Below are 8511 nucleotides of genomic sequence, written 5' to 3'. Positions count from 1 at the left end.
GCGGTGATCGACACCTGCCGATACCGGGAGGTCGCTCATGACGAATTCTTCGACATTTGTCGCCGCGGACGGCGATGGCTACGAGCTGCAAATGGGCCGGTGGAGCAGGCGGCTTGCTGTACCCTTCGTTGAATTCGCCGGCGCCGCCGCCAATGAACGCATCCTTGACGTCGGATGCGGCACCGGTCACCTGTCATTCACGCTGGCCGAGAATGCGCAACTCGCCGAAATCGTCGGCGTCGATTACTCGCCCGTCTACGTCGACCATGCAAGGAAACACAATACCGATCCTCGCATCAGCTTCGAGGAAGGCGACGCCTGCTCGCTGAGATTTGAAAGCGGCACGTTCGATCGCGTACTCTCGCTGCTCGTCCTGCATTTCGTTCCGCGCACAGGAGACGCAATTGCCGAGATGCGACGCACAGCAAAGCCAGGTGGCGTCGTCGCCGCAGCGGTGTGGGATGCCCGCGGAGGATTTGTCGCGAACCGGATGTTCTTCGACACGGCGGCTGCGCTCGACCCGAAAGCCGGGGAGCGCCGCGCGCGAAACTACACGCGTCCGATGACCCGCCCGGGAGAACTGTCAGCCGCATGGAAAGCGGCAGGCCTGGAAGATGTGCACGAGACGAGCCTGGGCATTCGAATGGAGTTTTCCTCGTTTGCCGACTACTGGGCTCCGTACATGGGAAAGGATGGACCGGGCGCGGAGTACATGGCGACTTTGGACGAAGCCGCGCAGGCGACGCTCCGCGATGCTGTACGCGCAGCCTATCTCGACGGCGAGCCCGACGGCCCCCGTTCGTATGCCGCCCTGGCGTGGGCTGTCAAAGGAAGGGTCCCGGGCTAAGACGAAAAAAAGCCTGCACATTGTGCAGGCTTTTTTTCGCGACGTCCCGATTACACGCGCTCGATCACCGCGGCAATCCCCTGCCCGCCACCGATACACATCGTGATCAAGCCATAACGCTTGCCGGTGCGGATCAGCTCGTAAAGGCACTTGATCGTGATGATCGCGCCGCTCGCGCCCAACGGATGGCCCAGCGCAATCGCGCCGCCGTTCGGATTGGTGCGGCCCGGATCGAGGTCGAGTCCGCGGCACACGCCGAGCGATTGCGCGGCAAACGCTTCATTCGATTCGATCACGTCCATGTCGTTCAGGCTCAGGCCGGCACGCTTGAGTGCCAGCTGCACCGCCGGGATCGGGCCGGTGCCCATGATGGACGGCTCGACGCCAGCCACTGCATACGACACCAAGCGGGCCAGCGGCTGCAGGCCGGCACGCGCAGCGGCGCCGGCTTCCATCAGTACGCATGCTGCCGCGCCATCATTGAGGCCGGACGCATTGCCCGCGGTGACGCTGCCGCCTTCCTTCTTGAAGGCCGGCTTGAGCTTGGCGAGCGACTCCAGGGTCGTCTCTGCCTTCGGATGTTCGTCGGTGTCGAACACGACTGTGCCCTTGCGGCCCTGGATCTCGACCGGCACGATCTGCGACTTGAAATGGCCGGCGGCGATCGCGGCGACAGCCTTCTTCTGGCTGTTGAGCGCGAACTCGTCCTGCTCGTCGCGCGAGATGCCGTACTGCGCGGCGACGTTCTCGGCGGTAATGCCCATGTGCCCCGCGCCGAACGGATCGGACAGCGCGCCGACCATCATGTCGATCATCTTGAAGTCGCCCATGCGCTGGCCCCAGCGCGCTGCCTGGGCAGAGTAAGGTGCGCGACTCATGGTTTCAACGCCGCCGCCGACAGCGATGTCGGTATCGCCAAGCTGGATCGCATTGGCGGCCGTGACGATCGCCTGCAGGCCGGAACCGCACAGGCGATTCAGCGTCAGCGCAGCCGATTCCTTGGCCATACCGGCATTGATGCCGACCACGCGCGAGACGTACATGTCGCGCGGTTCGCAGTGGATGACGTTGCCCATCACGATCTGTCCTGCTTGCGCAGGGTCGACCTTGGCGCGCGCGAAGGCTTCCTTGACGGCGATCGCGCCCAGGTCGCAGGCAGTGAAATCCTTCAGCGAGCCGCCGAAGGTGCCGATGGCGGTGCGTGCGGCACCGACGATGACTACGTCTCTGGTTGTTGTCATGATTATCTTCCTTGGTTGGGGGGAGTACATTCAGACTATAAGCTTATGCGGAAAGCAGGATATTTTCTGTCAACTTGCGGACATTCGCATTACCGTAAAAGTACGGGCGGCGAGGAACCGGCATCATTCCACGGAAAAACATTTCCAGCAGGGAACCAATAGTGCTGTAGCGAAACTAAGCTATCTTTGGAGGCACTATGGAAGCGCAAGAGGGCAAACTCCCGGACGAGGAAGTCGCGTTCGCGAGACTGATGAAAAGACTGACCGGCAGACAGGTGGCGATGCCGGAAACGGATGGACGCAAAGTGATCCGCCCGGGCGAGGGCGAGCTGTCGATCATCGAAGTGACCGAGGAGCTGATGCGGCAGCTGAAGAAATAATCGGAACGCGGGCGGGTATGGAACCCGCCCGTTTTTTTCAATGGCCCTGGCGCTGCTGTTTCTTGCCACCGCCGGCGCCGGTATTCGATCCGGCCTTGACGTGGCTCTTGGCGTCGTGGCTGCTCTTGTTGCCTTGGCCGGAACGGCCATCCACCGACTGCACATCCGCTTCGGTCCGGTCCGCTCTCTTGGCCGGTTGCTTGGTGTTATCCATCTGTCACCTCATGCTTGCACATTAACCATGGGGCCAGTAGACAGACAGCCTCGCGGAAAAATCCCCGCGCGCGTTCACGTCTTGTAGGCGCGATCGGCGGCGGCAGTATCCATGTATTCGCGGAAGCGGGTGATCTTGCCGTTACGCACGGTGAAGACTTCCGCCCAGTCGCTCTCGAAGACGCGGTCCGTGTGCTTCACGCTCCAGGCATAGTGGCCGAGCGCCACCACCTTGTCGCCCTGCGCGATGAATTCCTGCGGTTCGAACTGCAGCGGGTGCTGCATCTCGTCGATCGATGAAAAGAACTGCCCGACCTCTTCCTTCCCGCGCCGAGGGCCGCTGAACGGCACGTGCTCCGTGCGGTCGAGCGTCCATTCGATGTCCTCCGAAAAGAGGTTCATCAATCCGGGTATGTCACCGCTCTTGAACCTGTCATAAGCCTGCATCACGAGCTGGATGTTGTCCTGTTCGTTCATGGTCTGCTCCTGTAGTGTTAGGCTCCCTTGCGATATACACCATAGGCCAGCCTTCCACCCGTCCCTTGTGCGGCATCAATCAGGGCGCCGCATCCTTGCCCCATAGCTGCTGCAGGTTGATCCGCACGCCCGCCTGCGATTCGTGCAGCACTTCCCGGATGACATGCAATTCGTTATTCGTATTGCTGCGAATGGGGTAGGAAAGCGGCTCGCCGTGCGTGCCGACGAGCGCATGGACGATCTGCGTGGTGGTCCTGATGCCGCGACCCGTCACCACCCAGATATCGCCGTTGACGAGGCGCACGAAACTGCCCGTCGGATAAGTGCCCAGCTCGCGGATGAAACCGGCGGCCAGCAGGGGAGGGATATTCTTTCTTTCCGTCAGCAGGATGTCGCGCAGTCGACGCTATGCCGGATCGGGTAGCTGCCCGCACCCTGGTTCAGCAGGATGCAGGTCGGCGCGACATCGGCATTGATGCCGACGGCGAACCTGAGCGCCGAACAGGCCGGGCGTGACGAGGGTCTCGACCTGCTGCTCGCGCTGGATGACATGGCCCTTGCGCAGCAGCAGCTTGCTGTTCGCATCATAGACATCCCACGGCAGGGGTTTCCCTACCACGATGTCCGTCATGGTGATGCGCCTCTGATCCATGCCTGCGCGCTCCGGTGATTTGGCGCAGTGTATGGGATTCATGCGGGCCGGGACGCATCCGTACGGAAAGTTGAGGAAATCAGGTCCGCCTGAAATGCGGCACATTCATCGGCCCGCTCGGTGGTCGAGCGCGTGCAAAACGCAGTGCCGTCGCAGGCAGTTCGCGCGCAAAATCCCGAAGCGCCGGCGGGTCGAAAGCCATCGCGCGCAGGAGACGTCCGCGCCCTCCCCGGTCGGCCAACATGCCCCGCCAGGCCGAGAGCTGCACAAGGGGATGACGCATGCTGACGCTGCCCGCTGCAAGCACGCGTACGCGGGCACCTCTTGGTGCGGGAACCAGGCTCTCGGCCACGAAATTCAGGCCGCACCATACCGACGCCGGGAGGGATGCCCAGAAGCGCGGGTTCGACTCGATCAGCCAGACCTTGCCGGTGCCCTCTTCCATGCGGGCATCCACATGCATGACACCGTCGTAGGCGCTGGCACCCGACATGGTCACTGCCATCGCCTCGAGCGCGGGGTTGGCCACAAAATGGATGTGCGATCCACTGGCCCGCTGTACTGCGAGCGCGGAAACATTGCCGCCGAACGCAAGGAAGCTCACGTCGACATCGTCACCGTGAATATAGCGCTGTGCAATCAGGTCGCCATAGTCGTAGCCCGTGTTGTCGAGGATCGATGCGGCAAAGTCTTCCGCACTGCGCACCACATGCACCCCCGTTGAACCGGCGCGGTCGAGCGGCTTGACGACAAAGGGCAAGCCAATGCGCGACTCGATTGCGTGGAAATCCATCACTGCCTTCGACGGAAAATGGAGCGTGTCCGGCACCGGCAGGCCGATGCGCGTGCAGAACTGGTGGAAGAGCCACTTGTTGTCGAACATATCCAGTGTCTGCTGCATCGGGATGGGCGTGGTCTTGACCCGGAGCCTGTCGCGTACGCGGTTGGCGAGCCGGATGGCATCGCAATCGGCTGGAATCAGGATGACATGCGGATTGAAGTCGGCGATGCGGTTGACAACCTCGGTGAATGTCGCGTCGTCGGCGCCGTCGATGTCGACGGTCACCTGACGCTTGCACAAACCCGACCAGCGCAAGGGCCGCGTCGCCGCGCCACCGATGACGATGCATTTTGCGTCGGTAAAGCTGCGGATGGCGAGCAGGACCGCCGACACCACGCGCCTGCAATTGCCTGTGACGATGAAGTTGATCACCTGTTCTCCCTGTACGCTGCAATCTTCCTGATGAGCATGCGGCCGTTACCGCACAAACATCTTGAGCAGGCGCAATCGTGCTGGCACGAGGTCCGCAAAGCCAAGGAGAAGTATTCCCTCCGGGAAGCAAATGATTCCGCATGCTTGCACCTTCGGACAGCAACGCTGCGCCACCTCGCCTACAATTGGACGGGGAGGCAGACATGAATAATGACAACGACATCATCCTCATCGCAGAAGGACTGGCATTTCCGGAAGCACCGCGCTGGTACGGCGATGCGCTCTGGTTCTCGGATTTCTACACCCACAAGCTGCATCGCATGGCCGCCGGCGGCGCAATTGAAACAGTCGTCGACGTGCCCGGCCAGCCATCCGGCATCGGATGGATCCCGGATGGCAGCCTGCTCGTGGTTTCCATGCTGGACCGCCGTGTATTGCGCCTGTCCAACGGACGGCTTGAGACGCATGCGGACCTCTCCGCATTCACAAGTTCGCCGTGCAATGACATGGTGGTCGATGCGCACGGTCGCGCCTATGTCGGCAATTTCGGCTTCGACATGTTCAACCGGGAAGCCCCTCGACCGACCACGTTGCAGCTGGTGATGCCAGACGGCGCAACTCGCGTGGCGGCCGACGAACTCCTGTTTCCCAACGGCGTCGTGATCACACCTGATGGCGGCACATTGATCGTGGCCGAAACCTTCGGCAAGCGCCTCACCGCCTTCGATATTGCGGCGGACGGCAGCCTGGCACAGCGCCGTGTATGGGCAGACCTGGGCGAGGCCTCGCCCGACGGCATCTGCCTGGATGCGGAGGGCGCGGTCTGGATCGCTTCGCCGCCAACTTCCGAATTCCTTCGTGTGCACGAAGGCGGAAGGATATCCGACCGCATTCCTGTCGACGCACAGGCCATCGCCTGTGCACTCGGCGGGCCGGAACGCAAGACCCTGTTCATGGTGACCGGAAAGGTATCGAAGGCGCCACGAGCACTTGCAGAGCGCAACGGGCGCATCCTTGCGCGGCAGGTTGCAGTTGGAGGTGCCGGGCTGCCGTGAAGAATTTCCCGGGAAGCGGTGGGCGGCAGCCAATGAACTTTCTGTCACCCAAATGTCTTACATAAGAATTTGACAACCCCACTTCCCCGGACTGCCTGCATGAATCCCATTTCCGTCGATAACGTTGTCGAAACCTACCGCTTCTACGCTCCCCTCTATGACCGTCTTTTCGGCGCCGTGCTCGAACCCGGCCGCCGCGCGCTGACAGATGCCGTGTCCGCGCTGCGCCCGACGTCGATCCTGGAAGTCGGTGTCGGCACAGGCCTCACGCTGGAGCGCTATCCGGCAAGCGCTTCCGTGGTCGGCATCGACATTTCCAAGGAGATGCTGCAAATCGCCCGCGAGCGCGCCGAAGGATTGCAGGGACGCAGCATCCATCTCGTGCCGATGAATGCCGAAGCGATGGATTTTCCCGACGGCAGCTTCGACTGCGTGGCGATTCCCTATGTGCTGTCGGTGACGCCGAATCCGGAACGGCTGGTGGCGGAAATCCGCCGCGTGTGCCGCAAGGACGGCACCATCCTGATCCTCAACCACTTCAGCGGCAGCCGCTTCTGGTGGTTCCTCGAAAGCGCGGTGCGTCCCCTGTCCAACCGGATCGGGTTTCGCTCCGATTTCTGCTATGACGAACAGATCCTGAAGTACGACTGGACCATCCTGTCGGTGAGGAAAGCGAACCTGTTCGGACTGTCCCGCCTGGTCACGATCCGCAATACCTGAACTCCTTGTCTTTCTGCACGCTTGTTCTTTTTTTCCAGTAGCATAGGCTGCCGCGGCCGTGCTTTTCAGTGGTGTGCCGCGCATAACGATAAGGAGACAGTTCATGAGACAACCGCAGTTCTCGCGTCGTGATTTCCTCAAGTCGGCCGTCGCAGCGTCGGCCACGATCGCGTTCCCCGCCATCGCGCAATCCTATCCCTCCCGTCCCGTACGCCTGATCTGTCCATGGCCGGCCGGCGGTTCGACCGACATTGTCATGCGCGCCTTCACGGAAAGCCTCGGCAAGAGCCTGGGCGGCACCGTGGTGCTCGACAACAAGCCCGGCGCCGGCGGCATCCTCGGCGCGGTGGAACTGGTGAACGCCAAGCCGGACGGCTATACGCTGTCGCAGCTGCCACTCGGCATTTTCCGCCTGCCGCACATGCAGAAGGTCGCCTTCGATCCGATGAAGGACCTGACCTACATCGCCTGCCTGACCGGCTACACCTTCGGCCTGGTGGTGCGCGCCGATTCGCCCATCAAGAGCATCAAGGACCTGGTCGATTACGCGAAGGCCAATCCGGATGCGTTCACCTACGGCTCGACCGGGACCGGCACCACGCCGCACCTGGTGGTCGAACAGTTCGCCAAACGCGCCGGCATCAAGCTGCTGCACGTGCCGTTCAAGGGCAACGCGGACGGCATGCAGGCGCTGCTGGGCGGCCATGTGATGGCGCACAGCGACGCGACCGGCTGGGCCTCGGCCGTCGAAGCAGGACGCGCGCGGCTGCTCGCAACCTACGGCAGCAAGCGTACCAAGCGCTGGCCGAATGTGCCGACGCTGCTCGAACTCGGTTACCAGACCGTGTCCGATTCCCCGTTCGGCATCGGCGGCCCGAAAGGCATGGACCCGGCGATGATCACGCGCATCCAGGACGCGCTGCGCAAGACGCTCGACGATCCGAACGTGCTGGCCACGCTCGACAAGTTCGACCAGCCGGTGATCTGGATGGATAGCGCGGCGTACACGAAGTTCGCGCACGACACCTATCGCGAAGAAAAGGAAACCATCGAAAGCCTGGGCCTGGCGAAGACCAGCTGAGGCTGCCAACCTCAGGGAAAGCGCAGGCGGCGCGTATGGGATAATGCCCGCCTGCCAACCTGATACCAATAAGAATGAATCGAATCAGCACCGCGATCTGGCGCCGCCTCACCGGCCTCATGCCGGGAGAACTGAAGGAATCCGAAATGGCGTGGCTGGTCTGGCCGCGCCGCCATCTTCCGCTCGTGACGCGCCGCCGCGCCACCGTCATTGTCAACCGCGTGCGGCTGTTTGCCTTCCTGTTCGCGGTGCTTACGCCATTGTGGAGCGTGGTTGACTTCGTCGTCTTTCCCTTTCCGCTGTGGCTCAACCTGGCGCTGATGCGCCTGGCCGCCACCGCTGCCTTTGCCAGCCTGCTGCTGTACTACCGGCCGACGGGCAACCTGTTTGATGCCTACCGGGCGATGGCGCTGCTGTTCCTGATACCGACAGTGTTCTACGTCGCCTCACACACGATGCTGGCCAACTACGAGCTCACCGGCATGTCGGCGGCCATTGGCGCGGGCTACGCCTTCCTGCCCTTCGTGCTGCTCGCCGGCCTGTCGATCTTTCCTCTGACGCTGCTGGAAAGCCTGATGATTTCCAGCCCCATCCTGCTGGCGCAGGGCGTGTCCGGCTACCTGCGCTGGCCG

Annotated in this window: 11 protein-coding genes and 1 pseudogene; 6 read left to right on the top strand and 6 right to left on the bottom strand. The window is 62.3% G+C overall.

What is annotated here, in order from left to right; all coding sequences use genetic code 11:
- Nucleotides 1-37 precede the first annotated feature (37 nt).
- Nucleotides 38-847 carry a class I SAM-dependent methyltransferase gene (locus AYR66_RS02505; protein ID WP_088706206.1) on the top strand — a complete coding sequence of 270 codons (810 nt, stop codon included), beginning with the start codon at nt 38-40 and terminating at the stop codon, nt 845-847.
- Between the two features lie 50 nt (nt 848-897).
- On the opposite strand, the gene AYR66_RS02500 is transcribed toward AYR66_RS02505, so the two are convergent.
- Entirely contained in the window at nt 898-2088 is a 1191-nt protein-coding gene (locus AYR66_RS02500; protein ID WP_088706205.1) for an acetyl-CoA C-acyltransferase family protein, read from the bottom strand.
- A gap of 197 nt (nt 2089-2285) precedes the next feature.
- Between AYR66_RS02500 and AYR66_RS02495 the strand changes: the two genes are divergently transcribed.
- Nucleotides 2286-2468, top strand: coding sequence for a hypothetical protein (locus AYR66_RS02495; RefSeq protein ID WP_088706204.1), 183 nt, complete (start codon nt 2286-2288; stop codon nt 2466-2468).
- 37 nt (nt 2469-2505) lie between these two features.
- Here AYR66_RS02495 and AYR66_RS28685 read toward each other — a convergent pair whose 3' ends face one another.
- The 5 genes from AYR66_RS28685 to AYR66_RS02475 form a co-directional block, all read right to left on the bottom strand.
- Nucleotides 2506-2682, bottom strand: coding sequence for a hypothetical protein (locus AYR66_RS28685; protein ID WP_170942039.1), 177 nt, complete (start codon nt 2680-2682; stop codon nt 2506-2508).
- 74 nt (nt 2683-2756) lie between these two features.
- Complete coding sequence (locus AYR66_RS02490) at nt 2757-3158, bottom strand: nuclear transport factor 2 family protein (protein ID WP_088706203.1); 402 nt, start codon at nt 3156-3158, stop codon at nt 2757-2759.
- Between the two features lie 79 nt (nt 3159-3237).
- Nucleotides 3238-3462: a hypothetical protein gene (locus tag AYR66_RS02485; protein ID WP_088706202.1), complete on the bottom strand. Its 225-nt coding sequence runs from the start codon at nt 3460-3462 to the stop codon at nt 3238-3240.
- Between the two features lie 102 nt (nt 3463-3564).
- Nucleotides 3565-3810: a hypothetical protein gene (locus AYR66_RS28150; RefSeq protein WP_141104004.1), complete on the bottom strand. Its 246-nt coding sequence runs from the start codon at nt 3808-3810 to the stop codon at nt 3565-3567.
- A 79-nt stretch (nt 3811-3889) separates the two neighbouring features.
- A complete protein-coding gene (locus AYR66_RS02475) occupies nt 3890-5023 on the bottom strand; it encodes an ATP-grasp domain-containing protein (protein WP_088706200.1) in 1134 nt (377 codons plus the stop codon).
- Nucleotides 5024-5226: 203 nt separating this feature from the next.
- On the opposite strand from AYR66_RS02475, the gene AYR66_RS02470 reads away from it, so the two are divergent.
- From AYR66_RS02470 to AYR66_RS02455, 4 genes and pseudogenes are all read left to right on the top strand, one after another.
- A complete protein-coding gene (locus tag AYR66_RS02470; protein WP_088706199.1) occupies nt 5227-6078 on the top strand; it encodes an SMP-30/gluconolactonase/LRE family protein in 852 nt (283 codons plus the stop codon).
- A 99-nt stretch (nt 6079-6177) separates the two neighbouring features.
- The gene (locus AYR66_RS02465; protein WP_088706198.1) at nt 6178-6798 is read left to right on the top strand and encodes a class I SAM-dependent methyltransferase; all 621 of its coding nucleotides are present in this window, start codon (nt 6178-6180) and stop codon (nt 6796-6798) included.
- Between the two features lie 103 nt (nt 6799-6901).
- Nucleotides 6902-7879 (top strand): tripartite tricarboxylate transporter substrate binding protein, encoded by a 978-nt coding sequence (locus AYR66_RS02460; protein WP_088706197.1) that lies wholly within the window; start codon nt 6902-6904, stop codon nt 7877-7879.
- Between the two features lie 74 nt (nt 7880-7953).
- A pseudogene (locus AYR66_RS02455) lies at nt 7954-8511 on the top strand (hypothetical protein); the annotation flags it as partial.

Origin of the sequence: Noviherbaspirillum denitrificans (assembly GCF_002211445.1) — a bacterium.
In the GTDB taxonomy this organism is placed as follows: domain Bacteria; phylum Pseudomonadota; class Gammaproteobacteria; order Burkholderiales; family Burkholderiaceae_D; genus Noviherbaspirillum; species Noviherbaspirillum denitrificans.
This window is presented reverse-complemented; position numbering and strand designations above follow the sequence as displayed.

What these genes read in the sequence shown, in the direction of transcription:
- AYR66_RS02505 (WP_088706206.1), top strand. Translation starts at nt 38, where the DNA reads ATGACGAATTCTTCGACATTTGTCGCCGCGGACGGCGATGGCTACGAG.
- AYR66_RS02500 (WP_088706205.1), bottom strand. Translation starts at nt 2,088, where the DNA reads ATGACAACAACCAGAGACGTAGTCATCGTCGGTGCCGCACGCACCGCC.
- AYR66_RS02495 (WP_088706204.1), top strand. Translation starts at nt 2,286, where the DNA reads ATGGAAGCGCAAGAGGGCAAACTCCCGGACGAGGAAGTCGCGTTCGCG.
- AYR66_RS28685 (WP_170942039.1), bottom strand. Translation starts at nt 2,682, where the DNA reads ATGGATAACACCAAGCAACCGGCCAAGAGAGCGGACCGGACCGAAGCG.
- AYR66_RS02490 (WP_088706203.1), bottom strand. Translation starts at nt 3,158, where the DNA reads ATGAACGAACAGGACAACATCCAGCTCGTGATGCAGGCTTATGACAGG.
- AYR66_RS28150 (WP_141104004.1), bottom strand. Translation starts at nt 3,810, where the DNA reads ATGGATCAGAGGCGCATCACCATGACGGACATCGTGGTAGGGAAACCC.
- AYR66_RS02470 (WP_088706199.1), top strand. Translation starts at nt 5,227, where the DNA reads ATGAATAATGACAACGACATCATCCTCATCGCAGAAGGACTGGCATTT.
- AYR66_RS02465 (WP_088706198.1), top strand. Translation starts at nt 6,178, where the DNA reads ATGAATCCCATTTCCGTCGATAACGTTGTCGAAACCTACCGCTTCTAC.
- AYR66_RS02460 (WP_088706197.1), top strand. Translation starts at nt 6,902, where the DNA reads ATGAGACAACCGCAGTTCTCGCGTCGTGATTTCCTCAAGTCGGCCGTC.